The organism is Streptomyces sp. NPDC093109 (assembly GCF_040701725.1).
Lineage (GTDB): Bacteria > Actinomycetota > Actinomycetes > Streptomycetales > Streptomycetaceae > Streptomyces.
The window spans coordinates 114,720-131,482 of sequence record NZ_JBFBEZ010000001.1 but is presented as its reverse complement, the minus strand read 5'-3'; the positions used below and the strand labels follow the sequence as shown (position 1 = coordinate 131,482).

Annotated in this window: 11 protein-coding genes; 3 read left to right on the top strand and 8 right to left on the bottom strand. The window is 71.3% G+C overall.

Annotated elements, in window-relative coordinates; genetic code table 11:
* Window positions 1-125: 125 nt before the first annotated feature.
* Together AB0389_RS00580 and AB0389_RS00575 are read left to right on the top strand one after the other, a co-directional pair.
* Window positions 126-887 carry an SDR family NAD(P)-dependent oxidoreductase gene (locus AB0389_RS00580; RefSeq protein ID WP_366393088.1) on the top strand — a complete coding sequence of 254 codons (762 nt, stop codon included), beginning with the start codon at window positions 126-128 and terminating at the stop codon, window positions 885-887.
* A 168-nt stretch (window positions 888-1,055) separates the two neighbouring features.
* The gene (locus AB0389_RS00575; RefSeq protein WP_366393420.1) at window positions 1,056-2,078 is read left to right on the top strand and encodes a LacI family DNA-binding transcriptional regulator; all 1,023 of its coding nucleotides are present in this window, start codon (window positions 1,056-1,058) and stop codon (window positions 2,076-2,078) included.
* A gap of 20 nt (window positions 2,079-2,098) precedes the next feature.
* Here the strand turns inward: AB0389_RS00575 and AB0389_RS00570 are convergent, their stop codons facing one another.
* The 6 genes from AB0389_RS00570 to AB0389_RS00545 form a co-directional block, all read right to left on the bottom strand.
* Window positions 2,099-2,806: a hypothetical protein gene (locus AB0389_RS00570; RefSeq protein WP_366393087.1), complete on the bottom strand. Its 708-nt coding sequence runs from the start codon at window positions 2,804-2,806 to the stop codon at window positions 2,099-2,101.
* A 75-nt stretch (window positions 2,807-2,881) separates the two neighbouring features.
* Entirely contained in the window at window positions 2,882-4,855 is a 1,974-nt protein-coding gene (locus tag AB0389_RS00565) for a beta-galactosidase (RefSeq protein WP_366393086.1), read from the bottom strand.
* Window positions 4,855-7,083: a 1,4-beta-glucanase gene (locus AB0389_RS00560; protein WP_366393085.1), complete on the bottom strand. Its 2,229-nt coding sequence runs from the start codon at window positions 7,081-7,083 to the stop codon at window positions 4,855-4,857. The genes AB0389_RS00565 and AB0389_RS00560 overlap by 1 nt, the downstream gene beginning before the upstream one ends.
* Window positions 7,084-7,159: 76 nt before the next feature.
* On the bottom strand, window positions 7,160-8,065 hold the full coding sequence (locus AB0389_RS00555; protein ID WP_366393419.1) for a carbohydrate ABC transporter permease: 906 nt from the start codon (window positions 8,063-8,065) through the stop codon (window positions 7,160-7,162).
* 53 nt (window positions 8,066-8,118) lie between these two features.
* On the bottom strand, window positions 8,119-9,042 hold the full coding sequence (locus AB0389_RS00550; RefSeq protein ID WP_366393418.1) for an ABC transporter permease subunit: 924 nt from the start codon (window positions 9,040-9,042) through the stop codon (window positions 8,119-8,121).
* Between the two features lie 232 nt (window positions 9,043-9,274).
* Entirely contained in the window at window positions 9,275-10,960 is a 1,686-nt protein-coding gene (locus AB0389_RS00545) for an extracellular solute-binding protein (protein WP_366393084.1), read from the bottom strand.
* A gap of 443 nt (window positions 10,961-11,403) precedes the next feature.
* Here AB0389_RS00545 and AB0389_RS00540 point away from each other — a divergent pair, with 443 nt between their 5' ends.
* Entirely contained in the window at window positions 11,404-14,310 is a 2,907-nt protein-coding gene (locus tag AB0389_RS00540; RefSeq protein ID WP_366393083.1) for a glycoside hydrolase family 3 C-terminal domain-containing protein, read from the top strand.
* Between the two features lie 118 nt (window positions 14,311-14,428).
* On the opposite strand, the gene AB0389_RS00535 is transcribed toward AB0389_RS00540, so the two are convergent.
* Window positions 14,429-14,752 (bottom strand): hypothetical protein, encoded by a 324-nt coding sequence (locus AB0389_RS00535; RefSeq protein ID WP_366393082.1) that lies wholly within the window; start codon window positions 14,750-14,752, stop codon window positions 14,429-14,431.
* A 20-nt stretch (window positions 14,753-14,772) separates the two neighbouring features.
* Window positions 14,773-16,626, bottom strand: coding sequence for a sigma-70 family RNA polymerase sigma factor (locus tag AB0389_RS00530; protein WP_366393081.1), 1,854 nt, complete (start codon window positions 16,624-16,626; stop codon window positions 14,773-14,775).
* Window positions 16,627-16,763: the final 137 nt, after the last annotated feature.

The window sequence follows — 16,763 nt, the reverse complement described above, 5'->3', positions numbered from 1 at the left end:
CCTGGCAGGACCATGGAGGACGAGGGCCCTCCCGCGATCGGCTGATCGCGTCAAGACTTGTGGCATCACTGTTCGACGCCGCGGGTCCGCATGTCGCCCGGCGTCCCGAACCGAAGGAACACCTCATGGATCTCTCCCGGCGCACTGTCCTCATCGTCGGCGGAACGTCCGGAATCGGCCGGGAACTGGCCCGCCGGTTCGCCTCGGCGGGCAGCACCGTGGCCGTCGGAGGCCGCGACACGGACGCGCTCGCCGAACTCTCCGCCGAAGGCATCGGCACCTTCGGCATCGATGTCACCGACGGTGCCTCCGTCGCACGTGCCCGGGACGCCGTACTCGCGCGGTACCGGGAGCTGGACACGGTAGTGACCATGTCGGGCGTCATGCTCGCGGAGGATCTGCGCGATCCGGCGCACTTCGAGGCGGCACGGACGATCATCGACACCAATCTGGTCGGCACCATCCGGGTCATCGACGCCTTCACCCCGCACCTGGTCGAACGCGGCGCCGGCACCTTTGTCACCGTCACCTCGGGCATCGCCTTCCTGCCGTTCCCGCCCATGCCCACCTACGCCGCCTCCAAGGCCGCGGTGCACGCCTACTCCGAGGCACTGCGCGCGCAGCTCGACGGCACCGGCGTCGGCGTCGTCGAGCTCGTCCCCCCGGCCGTCGCCACGGCGGGACAGGAGAAGGTCAACCCCCACGCGCAGCCGCTCGACGCCTTCGCCACCGAGGTCATGCGGCTGCTCTCGAAGAACCCCACCCCCGACGAGATCCTGGTCGAGCGGGTTCATATGCATCGTTACGCCGAGCGCGACGGCACCTACGACGAGCTGGTCGCACAGCGCGCCAAGGCCCTGGCCATGCTCCCCGGCCGCGGGAACTGACGCTTCCCGGCCGCGGCGGGGCCGGGCGCTCGGCGGCGCGGTGGCATCGGGGGACGTCGATGTCGAAGCGCTTCGATCCACCTATGGACAGGTCACAAGCAGGCGGACTACCCTCGGTGGCCAATGCGTCGAAGCGCTTCACCCCCGCCGCCCGCCCTGGAGAGCCGAATGGTCACCCTCGCCGATGTAGCTCAGCATGCCGGAGTCTCCGCCAGCACGGTGAGCTATGTCCTCAGCGGCAAGCGGTCCATCTCCGCCACCACGCGCGAACGCGTCGAGCGCAGCATCGAGCATCTCGGTTACCACCCCAACGCCGGCGCCCGCGCGCTCGCCAGCAGCCGGTCGAACATCATCGCGCTCATGGTGCCGCTGCGCACCGACATGTACGTCCCGGTGATGATGGAGATCGCCATCGCGGTCGCCACCACCGCCCGTACCTTCGGCTACGACGTCCTGCTGCTCACCGGCGAGGAGGGCCCCGCCGCGGTCCGCCGTATCGAGGGCAGCGCGCTCGCCGACGCGATGATCCTGATGGACGTCGAACTCCACGACGACCGGCTGCCGTTGCTGCGCGCCGGCCGGCGTCCCGCCGTACTGATCGGGCTGCCCGCCGACACCACGGGACTCAGCTGCGTGGACCTCGACTTCGCCGCCGCCGGCGCCCGGTGCGCGGAGCATCTGGCCGGGCTCGGCCACCGGGAGATCGCGGTCATCGGCGAGGCCCCCGGCGTCTACGAACGGCTCACCGGCTTCGCCGAACGCACCCTGAGCGGACTGCGCGAGCGCAGCGGCGAACTCGGGCTCCGGCTGCTGCACCGTCCCTGCGAGGGCGGTTACGCGGCCGTCTCCGCCACCGTCGGCCGGATCTTCGACGAACGCCCCGGCACCACCGCCTTCGTGGTCCAGAACGAGGCGGCCATCGACCCGCTGCTCTCCCTGCTGCGCCAGCACCGCAGGGCCGTGCCCGAGGACATCTCCGTGGTCGCCATCTGCCCGGACCAGGTGGCCGTGCAGGCGTCGGTCCCGCTCACCTCCGTCTCCGTGCCGGCCCAGGAGATGGGGCGGTACGCGGTGGAGCAGGTCGTCGCGAAGCTCGCGGGCCGCTCGACGGACGAGGTCGTGCTGCTCGCGCCGGAGCTGACCGTACGGGAGAGCGCGGGCCCCCGGTCGGTGGCCGGGGACCCGCGGTAGCCGCCGCGCGCGAGCGGCGGTCAGCTGCTGGAGACGGAGAAACTGTTCGTCGTGAAGTCCAGCCCGCCGGAGGACGAGGTGATCTCGTACCCGAACTGGACGTCACCGACGGTCACATTGCCCCACCAGCCCTTGGTGTCCTTGATCCACTTCAGGATCGGCAGCACATCGACCGTGCCCGAGGTGGAGTTCGAGGTGCGCAGGAACGAGAAGACCTCGTTGGAGCCGTTCGACCCCTTGTAGACGGTCCAGGTGTGACCGCCGAGCGTGAGCGTGCCCTGCGAGGTGCCGAGCGGACCGACCGCGCCCCGGTAGTTCACCCAGAGCATGATCTCGTAGTCGTAGTTGCTGTCCCAGATGTCGTACGACGTGTTGTACGCGCCCGAGGACGGCACGGTCACGTTGTAGCTGCTCCTGAGCGAGGAAAGCGAGTTGAGCGGCTTCCCGACGATCTTCTTGGCGTTGGGGTACGACTTGATGCCGCCGGTGTTGGGGTGGTTGGCCCATACCCCCCAGTTCGACGAGGAGTTGGCCCAGATGGTCTGCGCGCCCGCGCCCGAACCCCAGATGTTGTTGTAGAGGATGTAGTTGTCGGACGTGGTGTAGTTGCCCCACTGGTCCGACGAGGACCAGATGGCGGCCTGGGCGGGTGCGGCGGCGAACCCGACGAGCGCGGCGAACGCGGCCACCGGGGCGAGCAGCAGTGTGCCCGGAGTACGGATTTTCATGGCGTCCCTTCCATGGTGGGGGATGTGGGGGATGCGGGGGTGTGGGGGCAGGACGGGGCCGGGGATCCGCAGGTGTTACGGCGTGGCCTCCCGGAGCACGGCCACGCCGTACCGGTCCAGCTCCACCGAGCCGTCCACCGGCCGGTCCGCCAGCACCTCGTGGTACGGCCCGGGGACCGGGACGGTGACGCCCTTGGGGCCGTGGTTCAGCAGGAACAGCAGCGCGCCCCGGCGCACCGCCTCGACCCCGGCGGGCAGCCCCTGGAGCGTGGGCGCGATCCCCGCGCCCTCCGCCACCCGCGCGAGCAGCCCGCGCAGCGCCTCCGGCTCGGGCAGCGTCGACACGTACCAGGCACGGCCGTCGCGTACCACCGCCGGGGAGCCGGCCAGCTCCCCGCTGCGGTACGACGCGACGCTCTCGCCGGTCGACAGCTCCAGCTCCTCCGACCAGAGGGAGGCGCGGAAGCCGTCGCACTCCACGCTCTCGTCCGCGTCGAGGGGCCACCACTCGTGGACCGTACGGATCCCGAAGAGGTCGCGCAGCCGCCCGTCCATGCCGCCGGCCCGCACCCGGTCGTCCGGGTCGGCCACCCCGGTCAGGAACCCGGACACCAGGGTGCCCCCGTCCCGTACGTATCCGGTCAGGTTGGCGATCGCCGGGTCCCCGAGCAGATACAGATGCGGCGCCACGACCAGCCGGTAGCCGCTCAGATCGTGGTCGGGGCGGGCGAAGTCGACCGGCAGGTTCGACTCCCACAGCGCCCGGTGCCACGCCCGTACGATCTCGGTGTAGTCGAGACGCGAGGAGAGCCGGCCGTCCTGCTGGTCCGCCCACCAGGAGTCCCAGTCGTGCAGGACGGCGATCTCGGCCTTGACATGACGGCCCGTCACCTCCGGGCCCAGCCGGGCGAGATCGGCGCCGATTTGTTTGATCTCCTGGAAGGTACGGCCCTCCTCGCCCGCGTGGGTCAGCATTCCGGAGTGGAACTTCTCGGCGCCCTGGCGGGACTGGCGCCACTGGAAGTAGCAGACCGCGTCGGCGCCGCGGGCCACCGACTGGAGCGACCAGAGCCGGTTCAGCCCGCGCGGCTTGGGATGGTTGACCCCCCGCCAGTTGACCGGACCGGCCGCCTGCTCCATCAGCACCCAGGGACCGCGCGCCTGGGAGCGCGTCATGTCCCCGAGCATCGCGTTGTACTGGCCGCCCAGCGGGTCCTTCGGGTCCGGATAGATGTCGACGGAGACGACATCCTCCTCCTCGGCCCACCGCCAGGCGTCCTGCCCCGACCACAGCGGCATGAAATTACTGGTCACCGGGGTGTCCGGAGTGTGCCGCAGCACGATGTCCCGCTCCGCCGTGTAACACTCCAGCAGCGCGTCCGAGGTGAAGCGCCGGAAGTCCAGCACCTGCCCCGGATTCTTCATGTACTGCGCGCGCCGGGGCGGGATGATCTCCTCCCACGCGTCGTACCGCTGGCTCCAGAAGGCCGTGCCCCAGGACTCGTTGAGCGCGTCCAGCGAGCCGTGCCGCGCTTGCAGCCAGCGGCGGAAGTGGCCGGCCGTCCCGTCGCACCAGCAGTGGGTGCAGTACTCGTTGTTGATGTGCCACATCCGCAGGGCCGGATGGCCGCCGTAGCGCAGCGCCATGTCCTCGGTGAGCGCCGCCGCGTACTGGCGGTACACCGGTGAGCTGGGGCAGAACTGCTGCCGCGAGCCCCACCACACCGTACGCCCGTCCTCGTCGCGCGGCAGTGTCTCCGGGTGGCGCGCGCCCATCCACGGCGGGGGAGAGGCGGTCGGAGTGGCCAGCACCACCCCGATGCCGGCGTCCGCCATGAGATCCATCAGCCGGTCGAGCCAGCCGAAGTCCCGTGCCCCCGGGCGAGGTTCGATCTTCGCCCAGGAGAACACCCCGAGGGTGACGGAGTTGACGCCGGCGGCCCTCATCAGCCGCACGTCCTCGGGCCAGATCTCCTCCGGCCACTGCTCGGGGTTGTAGTCGCCGCCGAAGAGCACCCGGCCGCGCGTGGAGTCGTTCAGGGAGCGCATCAGGCGGGATCTCCGTACTGGATGCCCCGGCCGTTGGTGCCGAGGTAGACACGGCCGTACACCCGGGGGTCACCGGTGATGGTCTCCCCGGTCCACCCCCACTGGTGGGCGTCGTCGTTGATCCGGGTCCAGCTCCCGCCCGTGTCGTCGGAGCGGTACACCCCGACGAAGTTCTCGGTCGCGCCGGTCTGGTAGATCGCCGGATAGGACGCGCCGGACGCGGCCCGGCCGAACCCGAGGGCGTACGAGCCCCAGCAACTGGTCAGCTTGGTGAACGACGTGCCGCCGTCCGTCGACCGGTACAGCCCGTTCCACTTCGCCGAGAGCCAGAGATCACCGGTGCGCCCGGGCGCCGCCGCGATCCGGAACTGGATGTCGCCCGAGGGCAGCGATCCCGCTCCCCGTACGAAGGTCGCGCCCGCGTCGGTGGACCGGTACACGGCCCCGCCGTCCGTGTCGTACACGTAGAAGCGCCGCGCGTCGACCGGGTCGGCGACCGGTGTGCCGCCCTTGGGGAAGGTGGTCACCTCGCTCCAGCTCGCGCCGTTGTCCGTGGAGCGGAAGCCCGGGTGCTTGGTGCCGTCCCAGTGGATGAACGACCACAGCAGCGTCGCGCCGTCGGCGCTCACCGCGATCGGCCCGGGGGCGCTGCTGGCGATCGACGGCTGGGCGGCGAAGGGCGCCCAGGTCTGGCCGCCGTTCGCCGAGTACGCCCCGTTGCCCTGGTCGCCCCAGCCGGCCCGCGCCACGTAGGTGGGTTTCAGTGCGGCGATGGCCAGCCCGGTGGCCGAGCCGAAGACCGGGTTGGTTGCCATGCCCCGGGACGGCGAGACCGTCAGCGAGTCGTGGTACATCACCCCGATGTCGCCGAGCCCGCTGAGGAGTTGGGCGCCCCCGGCGGGCGGCGCGATGAGCTGGCGGACCGCCGACTCCTCCAGACCGCGGATCTCCGGCGCCCAGCGCACCAGGTCGCGGGTGCCGTAGAGAGTGGCGCCCGTCCCGAAGACGATGTGTTTCGAGTCGAACGGGTCGAGCGCGACGGCCTGGATCCACCAGCCGAACTTCGCCGTGCCGCCCCAGTTGAGATACGGCGTCTCCCGCACGTCCAGCGTCGCGGTGTCCTTGAGCGACGTCCAGCTCGCACCGCCGTCGGTGGACCGGTAGAGCGTGTCGACAGGACCCCAGCGGTTGTTGGTGGACACGATGACCGTACCGGCGACCCGCGCGTCCACCGTCACACCGCCGTAGCCGAAGGGATCACCGCCCGACGGCTTGACCGGGGTGATGTCCGTCCACACACCGGTGGCGGTGTTGAGCCGGCGGACAGAGCCGTCGCTCTGGTTGTTGGGCCCCGGTGTGTTGGCGTACGTCACGTACAGGGAGAGCGTGTTCGCGTCGTACGCCGCCCTGATCGGCACCTGCGCGGCCGAGCCGGACGGCTGCCCGGGGACGGCGCTCCAGTTCACACCGTCGGTCGTCCGGTACAGGGCGCTGCCGCCGTCCCCCCACCCCGCGTACACCACGCGCCCGGCGGCCACCAGGAAGGTGATGCCCTGGCCGGCGGAGTTCACCGACGCGGGGAACGAGGCGGCCGACCAGGTGGCGCCCCGGTCCGCCGAGCGCAGCAGCCCGTTGTGGCGCGTCCCGAGGAACAGCACGTCGCTGCTGAGCGGGGAGACCAGCAGCCGCTCGCCCGCGCCGCGCCCGTCCTCGTTGGCGCCGAGCTTCACGGAGAGATCGGTCCGGCTCCAGGTGGCGCCCCGGTCGGTGGAGCGCAGTACGGCGCCGTTGCCCGCCCAGGACTGGGCGTAGGCGCCGAGCGCGAGATACAGCCGGTCGGGCTGAGTGGGGTCGACGGCGATGGCCTCGACACCGAGCAGGTTGTAGTCGTCCCAGCCGAGATGGTCGGTGAGCGCCGTCCACCGCTGCGCGGTGTCGTCCCAGCGGTACGCGCCGCCGATGTCAGTACGGGCGTAGGCGAGCCCCTTCACCGCAGGGTGGAAGAGCACCCCGGTGATGAAGCCCGTACCGCCGATGGCCGCCGTGCGCCAGGTGTAGGCCTGCGCCGCGGCGGCGGCACCGCCGGCGGTGGTGCGCGGGGCCTTCGGCCGGGGCGCGGCGAGCGCGGGGGTGCCGGTCAGGGCGAGCGCGGCGGCGGTCGCCGAGGCCGTGGTGAGCACCGTACGTCTGCTGGGTCCGTGCGCGTCATTGGACACGGTGTGGGACATGACGTCACCTTCCGTCGTGGGGGGAGGGGCATGGGGGAGTGCGTGCGGGGCACCCGGTCAGATCGCCCGGACCTGATCAGCCCTTGACCGCGCCGGTGAGCATTCCCTTCTTGAAGTGTTTCTGTACGAACGGGGACAGCACGGCGACCGGGAGGAGCGCCATCACCATCACCGCCATCTGCACGGCCAGCTGGGAGAGCTGACCCGTCTTGATCGCCTGGCCGAGCCCGACCGGCGGCTCCTGTTTCTGGACGAGCTGGATCATGACGTTCTGGAGCGGCATCATGTCCTGGTCGGTGAGGTAGAGGGACGCGTTGAACCATGCGCTCCAGTACCCCACCGCGTAGAAGAGGGTGATCACCGCGATCACCGCGCGCGACAGCGGCAGCACGATCGTCCACAGAATGCGCAGATCGCCCGCGCCGTCGATCCGCGCGCTGTCGGTGAGTTCGGGCGAGATGCCCATGAAGAACCCGCGCAGCACCAGGATGTTGAACACACTCACCGCGCTCGGCAGGATCAGCGCGAGATAGGTGTCGGTCAGGCCCAGGGTCTGCACCAGCAGATAGGTGGGGATCAGGCCCGCCCCGAAGAACATTGTGGCGAGCAGCAGCATCAGCATCCAGCGGTGCCCGAGCGACCCGGAGCGGGAGAGCCCGTACGCGCCGAGCACCGACACCGTCATGGAGAAGGCGGTGCCGACCAGGGTGACCCCCACACTGATCACCGCGGCGCGGGTGACCTGGCCGCCGCTGAGGAGCTCCTGGTACGCGATGAACGTGATCCCGCGCGGGATCAGCACGAGCCCGCCCGCCTCCTGGATGGTCTGCTTGGTGGAGAGGCTGGTGACCACCACGATCCACAGCGGGAAGAGCACCGCCAGACAGGCCCCGGCCAGCACGACGCCCTTGCCGGCCAGTCCCGCCCTGCTGGGCTCCTCCTCCCAGACGGGCCGGGGTTCCGCCGCCCAGCGACCGGTCAGTCCCGCCCGGGGGCGTGGGGCGGCCGGCTTCGCCGGGGGCGTGGTCAGTGTGCTCACTTCTTGTACACCCCCTGCTCGCCCATCAGATGGGCGATCTTGTTGGCGGCGAGCACCAGCCCGAGGCTGACCACGCCCTTCACGATGCCGGCCGCCGCCGCGTAGCTGAAGTCCTGGTTGCGCACACCGTTCCACCACACATACGTGTCGAGCACCTCGGCCGCGCCGGGGCCCACCGCGTCCCGCTGGAGCAGGATCTGCTCGAAGCCGACCGTCAGCGCGTCCCCGACACGCAGCACCAGCAGCAGCGCGATGACCGGCCGCAGCGCGGGCAGGGTGACGTGCCACATCCGGCGCCAGCGGTTCGCACCGTCCATCGCGGCGGCCTCGTACAGATCGGGGCTGACCGAGGTGAGCGCGGCGAGGAAGACGATGATGCCCCAGCCCGCGTCCTTCCACACACCCTCGAAGGTGACCAGGAACTTGAAGACCTCCGGGTCGGTCATCAGGTCGAAGCCCTCGTAACCGCGCTGCCGCAGGGTCTGCGCGATGATGCCCGCGCCACCGAAGATCTGCTGGAAGACGGTGATGACCAGCACCCACGAGAAGAAGTGCGGCAGATAGAGCACGGCCTGCGCGAAGGCCCGCACCCGGGGCCTGATCACACTGTTGATGACCAGCGCGAGCACGATCGGGATCGGGAAGAACAGCACCAGCTGGATGATGAAGAGCACCAGGGTGTTGGTCACCGCGTCCCAGAACGCGGAGTCGCCGAAGACCCGCTGGAACTGCTCCACACCGACCCACGGCGACTCCATGATGGAGATCACACCGTTGTCGCTGATGTACGGGTCGTAGTCCTGGAAGGCGACCACATTGCCCAGGATCGGCAGGTAGTTGAAGACCAGGACGAGCAGCACGACCGGCAGGGTCATCAGCAGCAGGACACGGTCCCGCCGCAGCCGGACGCGCAGTGGGATCCGGCCGGTGACCTCCGCGCCGGCCGCCGCGTCGGGCGCGGGGGCGCGCCGCCGGCCGGCCCTGGCCCGGGGGACCCGTACCGTACTGCCGTCCCCCGGACCTCGGCCGGGACCCGCGCCGGGATCCGGACCGGGATCCGGACCGGCGCCGTCGGCGCCGCCCTCGTTGTTCTCGTCGCTCTTGTCGTCGGGCGTCCGGGCGGTGCCGGGCGCGGTGCTGTGCGGCACTCCGTCACCCCTGCGGCGCGTTGTCGTCCAGCAGCTTGCGGTACCAGTCGCGCAGCTTGTCGCCGCCGCCACCGCGCCAGTCGCTGACGGCCTGCTGCATGTCGCTGATCTTCTTCCGGCCGCGCACCACGTCGTCCTCCAACTGCTCGAAGTCGTTGGAGAGATTGGTGTAACGGGCCGGCTCGACGATCTGGAGCCCGTAGAAGGACGACTTCTTCGTGAAGGCGCCCATCCGCTGCTGCCACTCCACCTGCGCCTTGGCGACGTCGGGGAAGTCGGGGTGCGCGATGCTGGGGGCCGGGCCGTCGAGCATCACATACGCGTTGACGACCTCGATGTTGCCCTTGTCGTTCTTGACCGGCAGCCCGTCCTTGACGGTGTAGTGCACGCCCTCCTGGCCGTACTGGGTGAGCATGTACTCCTTGGTGCCGTACGGCGCCGCCGTCACATTGGCAGCGGCCAGCGCGTCCCGTACCACCGACTCGGGAGCCTTGGCGCTGATGAACGACCAGATACCGGCGGGTGAGTTGGCCCAGAGCGTCGGATCGCCGCCGTCGTGGCCGAAGATGTCCATGCCCCAGATCACCACGCCGGTGTTCTGGGCGGCCTGCTCGGCGCTCTTGCCGTACCAGTGGGAGATGTCCTGGTTGTAGATCAGGGTCTCGCCGGAGGTGAAGCGCAGCCCCGGGTCGCCCTGGGTCTTGCCCGCCTTGGCGTCCGGGTGTACCACCCCGGCGGCGTACAGCTTGCGGGTCCACTCCAGCGCTTCGAGATACGCGTCGGTCTCGACGCGGTAGACGAGCTTGCCGTCGACCAGGTTCCAGCCGAGCGGCTTCTCCTGGCCGGAGAGCACCCCGAAGCTGTTGAACGCCGTCCACTTCATGTCGTCGCACGCCCAGCGCTTGGCCCTCGCGTTGGTGATCTCCTTCGCGAGCGCCAGGAACTCGTCCGCCGAGGTGGGGAGTTGGTACCCCTTCTCGTCGAAGACGTCCTTGCGGTAGAACGGCACGATGCCCGTCACATACGAGCTGGGCATCGGGATGCCACGCAACTTGCCGCCGAACAGCGAGCGCTGCCAGGCATCGGTCGGGATCGCGGCGAGGTTCGGGTACTCCTTGACCTTGTCACCGGCGAGATACGGGCCGAGGTCGGCGAACTTGCTGATGATGGCGCTGGGGATCTTCCCGCCGAGATTCCAGCCGGGGACCACCACCATGTCGGGGATCTCGCTGGAGGCCAGCACCGCGCCGAGCTTCTGGTCGTAGGTGTTGCCGTCCTGGTTCTGGAAGACGATATCGGCGCCGATGGCCTTGTTCATCGCCGTGTAGTACGGGTTCTGGCTCTTCGGCGGCGACCCCCAGAACGGCGCCATGACCTTCACCGTGCCGCCCTTGCCGAGCGGGGTGGGCACCGACGCCTTCAGGTCAGCCATCTTCAGCGGCTGGGTGAAACCGACGGAGGAGCCGTTCTTGGACGGGATGTCGGGGGTGACGACGTTCTGGGCCACGAAGGTGGGCAGAAGCTTCTTCGCGTCCTTGCCGGAGGTGGTGCCTCCCTTGCTGGTGCCCCCCGACGAGCCGCCGCCGCAGGCGGTGAGGAGCGGTGCCCCGCCGGCCACCGCCGCTGCGGCGACCGCCGTCGAGGCGAGGAAGCTTCTCCGGCTGGGGACGGAGGAGGACTTCGGCGTCATTGCGTCAACCCTTCGTGGTGCGCCAGGACACCCGGCGGCAGAGTCCGCCGGTCGGCTGCGGTGTCATGAGATGGAGCGGGCGTAACTGGCCTGACTGACTGATCTGGAGCGGGCGTTACGGGCAACAGCCACCGCTGATCCGGCCGTGATCTGTCGAAGCGCTTCGATGTTGCTGCGAGGTTAAATGAACGCATCGGGAGGCACAAGAGTCGATTCCAAGATTCCTTACCCCTGTGTCGCCGCTGGCCAACAGAGCGTGGAGAGCGCCAGGTTGTCCGACCGGAACAGATCCATGCCGATGCTCCGGAACGTCTTGACACCTGAGGATCGGACTCAGAGCATCGAAGCGCTTCGAAAGCCCGGCGGACGGTACGCTCGCCTGCCCGGACACCGACCGGGAGCCCGTCCGCGCTCCGCCCGAACTCCTCCAGGGGGAACCGCCCGTGACCGCAGACCAGCCGCCCTTCCGCGACCCGCTGCTGCCCCGGAGCGCACGTATCGACGATCTGCTCGCCCGGCTGACGCTCGACGAGAAGACCGCCATGCTCCACCAGTTCGCGCCCGCCGTGGAACGCCTCGGCGTCGCCGCCTTCCGCACCGGCCAGGAGGCGCTGCACGGCGTCGCCTGGATGGGACGGGCGACCGTCTTCCCGCAGGCGGTCGGCCTCGGCGCGACCTGGAACGGTGAACTGGTGCGCCGCGTCGGCGAGGCCGTCTCCACCGAGGTACGGGCCATGCGCACCCAGGACGAACGCGTCGGCCTCAACGTCTGGTCGCCCACGGTGAATCTGCTGCGCAACCCCCTGTGGGGACGGAACGAGGAGGGGTACGCGGAGGACCCCGGTCTCACCTCCGCGATCGCCGTCGCCTACACCCGCGGACTGCGCGGCGACCACCCCGACGTGTGGCGCACGGCCCCGGTCCTCAAACACTGGCTCGCCCACAACAACGAGACCGACCGGGCCGTCTCGTCCTCCTCGATCAGCCCGCGCGTCCTGCACGAGTACGACCTGCCCGCCTTCCGCACGGCCGTCGAGGCGGGCGCCGTCGCCGGTGTCATGCCCGCGTACAACCTGGTCAACGGGCGCCCCAACCATCTCTCCCCGTACCTCCACGACCATCTGCGCACCTGGACGGAACAGGACCTGCTGGTCTGCTCCGACGCGGGCGCGCCCAGCAATCTCACCGACTCCGAGAAGTACTTCGACACCCACGAGGAGGCCACCGCCGCCTCCCTGCGCGCCGGTGTGGACAGCTTCACCGACCACGGCACCGACTCGTCCGTCATGATCGGCCGGCTCCGCGGCGCGCTGGAGCGCGGCCTGATCGCCGAGGACGACATCGACACGGCGGTCCGGCGGCAGCTCGCGGTCCGCTTCTCGCTCGGAGAGTTCGACCCGGCGCTCGACCCGTACGCCGGTGTCAAGCCCGCCGACGGCTGGGACACCCCCGGCCACCGGGCGCTCGCCAGGGAGGCCGCCGAACAGGCCGTCGTCCTGCTCAAGAACGACGGCCTGCTGCCGCTCGCCCCCGGCAGCGGCCGGATCGCGGTGGTCGGACTCCTCGCCGACGAGTGCAAACTCGACTGGTACAGCGGCACCCTGATCCACCGTTCCACCCCGCTGGACGGCCTGCGCGAGCGGTACGGCGCCGACCGCGTCACCTTCGCGGAGGGCGTGGACCGGGTACGGCTGCGGCTGGGCGCGGACGGCACGGGCTGGGCCCGGGTGCCCGGGCCGGCGGCCGGCGCGCCCCGCACGGCCGAGGAGGATCCCGGTACGGAGGCCGCGCTCGACCCCGCGCTGCTCGCCGGCCGCACCGACCTGCCGCCGCTGACCCGCACCGACGACCCGGCCGAAGCGACCGAACTCGCCCTGATCGACTGGGGAAACGGGCTGCTCACCCTGCGCGCGCCCGACGGCCGCTATCTGTCGGTCGCCGACGACGGCTATCTCCGGGCGTCGGCCGCCCGGCCCGGCGGCTGGGTCGTCCAGGAGAGCTTCCGGCTCGCACCGCACGACGGAGCGCACCTCCTTCTGCACCTGGGAACCGGTCGGTACGTGTCAGTCGCCGCCGACGGACTGAAGGTTGCCGAACGCGGTGAGCCGGTCGAGATCGTCGTCAGCGAGCGCGGCGAGGACGCCGTGGCGCGCGCGGCGGCGGACGCCGACGTGGTCGTGGTCGTCGCGGGCAACGACCCGCACCTGGCCGGCCGCGAGACCGAGGACCGCGAGACGCTGGCCCTCCCCGCCCACCAGGACCGGCTGTGGCGCGCCGCCCTCGCCGTGAACCCGCGCACCGCGCTCGTGCTGACCTCGGCGTACCCGTACGCCGTACCGGAGGCGCACGCCGCGCTCCCCGCGCTGCTGTGGACCGCGCACGGTGGCCAGGCAGCGGGCGCCGCGCTCGCCGCCGTACTGTCCGGCGACGTCTCCCCGGCGGGCCGGCTGCCGCAGACCTGGTACGCGGACGACACCGACCTGCCCGACCTGCTCGACTACGACATCATCGGCTCACGCCAGACCTACCTCTACTTCGGGGGCACGCCGCTCTACGCCTTCGGCCACGGCCTGTCGTACTCCTCCTTCTCATACGACGGCCTGGAGGTCGACCTGCCCGGCGAGGCCGCCGGCGGCGCGGTCGCGCGCGCCCGGATCACCGTCACCAACACCGGCACGCGCGAGGCCGACGAGGTGGTGCAGCTGTACGTGCGCGAGGCAGACCCCCGGGTACGGCGCCCGCACCGGCAGCTCGTCGGGCACGCGCGCGTGCCGCTCGCGCCGGGCGCGTCCCGTACGGTCGAACTGACCGTGCCGGTCACCGCGCTCGGCTACCACGACGTGGCGCACGGCGAATGGACCGTCGCGGGCGGGCGGTACGTCTTCGAGGCGGCGGCCTCCAGCGCCGACATCCGCCGCTCGGCCGACCTCACCCTCCCGGAGACGGCCCCGCGCGCCAGGCCCGTCCTGACCCGGGGCCTGGCAGCCGCCGACTACGACGAACAGAGCGGCACGGAGATCGTCGACCGTACGAAGACGACGGGCGACGCGGTGACGCCGAAGGCCGGTGCGGTGGGCGGTGCGGGAGGGGGTGCGGGCCGTCTGGTCTTCCGGGACTGCGACTTCGGTACGGGCGCGGACGCCGTCACGGTCGAGGTGGCGGGCGCGGGCGAGGTCCTCCTCACCCTCCCCGGCGGCACACACGTGGCCGCCTTCGCGATCCCCGCGGCGGCCGGCGGCCCGTACGCGTACACCACCCTGAGCGCCCCCGCCGCCCTCTCCGGCGTGCGCGATCTCCACATCGCGCTCCGCGGTGAAGTGCGGCTGGCCCGCGTGGACTTCGGGGCCTGAGCGGCGAGCCCGAGGGGGTCGCCCCCGTACCTTCCGTACGGGGGCGGCCCGCCGCGACGCGTTCTTCGTGCGGGCCCTCCTCCACGACACGGCCGCCGTCCGGCACGCGCCACCGGCCTCAGCCCTTCAGACCCGCTGAGGCCATCCCCTCGACGAAGTAACGCTGCGCGAAGAGGAACAGCGCGATCGTCGGCAGTGTGGCCGGCGCCGTCCCCGCCATCAGGTAGTTCCACTGCACCTCGATGTCGGAGTGGCTGAACACCGCCGGCCCGAGCTGGATCGGCCGCATCTCGTCGGTACGGGTCACCAGCAGCGGCCAGAGGAAGTCGTTCCACGACGACTGGAACCGCATCACCGCGGCCGTGACCACACCGATGATCAGCAGGAGGACGACCGCCTCGGCACAGGCGTAGCCGAACTTCAGCCGGGTGAAGGCGTGCAACCGGTTGTGCGTCCGACGGCTCAGCGCACGGACGACCGCTGACCTACCGTCAGCGGATCGGCGGACGCCGACCGGGTCAGATACTGCGGGACGGGCGCCGAGTCGTCGCCCGTGTCCCGTACGGTCCCGTACCGCACCCGGCCCGCCGCGTCGTCGCCCGGCGGGCTGGTGAGCGCCGCCGTGACGGTCTCCCAGGACGACGGCACCACATCGAGGTTGTAGTCCGCCTCCGTCTCGTTGAGATGCAGGGTCACCTCTCCGTCGAGGTGGAAGTACTCCTCGCGCCACATCATCTGCGCGCCGGACGGCAGGGTGATGCGGCCGTCGTCCGGATTGCCCTGCCAGGTGTGACCGGTCCCGGCCCCCGGCTGGACATCGTCCATCCGGTGCCCGCCGCCGGATCCCACATGGAACAGCTTCCCCGTCAGCCCCGTCCAGGACGGCATGGTCAGTGCGCCAGGACGTTCCCCGTACATCAGGTCCCAGCGCACGGTGAAGTAGCCGGTGCCCCTGACGGTCACCCACTCGCCCCGGTGCACGATCTGGTAGCCGCCCACTCCCGAGACCTTCCCCGGGAAGCTCGTCATGGTGACGCCCCCGCCGCCCCGGCGCGGCAGCGCCCCGGGGCGCGCCCCGGGATCCGGCGCCGCGTCCGGCCCGTCGACCGCCGAGCCGTACGTACCGGGCGCGGGCGGTACGGACGGCGCCCCGGAAGCCGTCGGCGCGGGTGCCGGCTCCGGCCGCGCGAGCGCCGCCGGGGACGAGGTGACGGCGCTGGGGGACACGGACGGGGTCGGGGAAGGCGTCGGCCGCGGCGCGCGGGTGACCTCGGCCGCCGGAGAGCCGGTCGCCGGGGCGAGGGCGGTGTGCCGCTCCCCGGAGTCCCAGGGCGCCTGGTGGAGCAGGACAGCGCCACCGCCGATCGCCAGCAGGCCGGCGGCGATCAGCGCCGCGGGCTTGGCCGCCAGCGCGGCGGACCCGGCGGCGGGAGCGGCGGCCCCGGCCCCGGTCCCAGCCCCGGTCGCCGCACCCGTACCCGTACTCGCTCCCGCACCCGCGCCTGCCCCGGCGCCGACCGCCCCCGGGATCAGCTTCCACGCCACCAGGGCCACCGGCAGCGGCACCAGCGCCAGCCGCGCCAGCAGCCCTTCGGCGGGCAGCAGTTCGGCCTGGTGCACGGCGCAGCGCGGGCATTCGCGCACATGGCGGGCGAGCCGTTTGCGCCACAGCGCGCCCGGCACCCCGTCCCAGTGCACGGTGAGCAGCACCAGATCGTCGCAGCGCGGACGCGCGCCCAGCGCCCGTACGACCATCCTGGCCGCCTCCAGCCGGGCCTTCATCCGCTGCACCCGCACCGCGACATGGTGCCCCGACAGCCCCATCGACTCGGCGGTCTCCGCCCGGGTCAGCTGTCCCGCGGTCTCCAGCCACCACAGGGAGAGCAGCTCACGCTCCTCGTCCTCCAGCCAGCGGGTCGCCTCCGCCACCTCGCGCCGCTGACCGGACAGCCGCAGCTCCAGAATGGCCAGATCGACGAAGTCGGCGCCCGGGTCGGCCGTGTCGGGGGTCTCCTCCAGCGGACTCGGCACGGCCTTCGCCGCCCGCGTACGTCCGCGTTCGCGTATCTGGTTCATCGCGATGGCCACCGCCCAGGAGCGGAACCGGGCCGGGTCGTCCAGCCCCGCCAGCCCGTTCAGCACCCGCAGCATGGTCTCCTGCACGACGTCGTCGACGTCGGCGTGACCGTCGAGGGCGCGCCCCACGATGTTGTAGATCAGCGGCAGGTAGCCGGTGACCAGGGTGTCCACGGCCCGATGGTCACCGGCGCGAGCCGCCGCCACCACCTCGGGTCCCGGTTGGTTCCGCACGCGCATCGATCCGTTCCTCGTACTCCTGGTGAATCAGGGCCCCGGCCCGCCCGGCAGGCTATCCGAGCGGGGATTTCTCCCCGCGGCGGACGGCCGGCCGGGCGCTGCCGTGTACAGGAGACGGAGGACGCGGGCGCGGATCA

What these genes read in the sequence shown, in the direction of transcription:
- AB0389_RS00580 (WP_366393088.1), top strand. Translation starts at nt 126, where the DNA reads ATGGATCTCTCCCGGCGCACTGTCCTCATCGTCGGCGGAACGTCCGGA.
- AB0389_RS00560 (WP_366393085.1), bottom strand. Translation starts at nt 7,083, where the DNA reads ATGTCCCACACCGTGTCCAATGACGCGCACGGACCCAGCAGACGTACG.
- AB0389_RS00545 (WP_366393084.1), bottom strand. Translation starts at nt 10,960, where the DNA reads ATGACGCCGAAGTCCTCCTCCGTCCCCAGCCGGAGAAGCTTCCTCGCC.
- AB0389_RS00530 (WP_366393081.1), bottom strand. Translation starts at nt 16,626, where the DNA reads ATGCGCGTGCGGAACCAACCGGGACCCGAGGTGGTGGCGGCGGCTCGC.
- AB0389_RS00575 (WP_366393420.1), top strand. Translation starts at nt 1,056, where the DNA reads ATGGTCACCCTCGCCGATGTAGCTCAGCATGCCGGAGTCTCCGCCAGC.
- AB0389_RS00570 (WP_366393087.1), bottom strand. Translation starts at nt 2,806, where the DNA reads ATGAAAATCCGTACTCCGGGCACACTGCTGCTCGCCCCGGTGGCCGCG.
- AB0389_RS00565 (WP_366393086.1), bottom strand. Translation starts at nt 4,855, where the DNA reads ATGCGCTCCCTGAACGACTCCACGCGCGGCCGGGTGCTCTTCGGCGGC.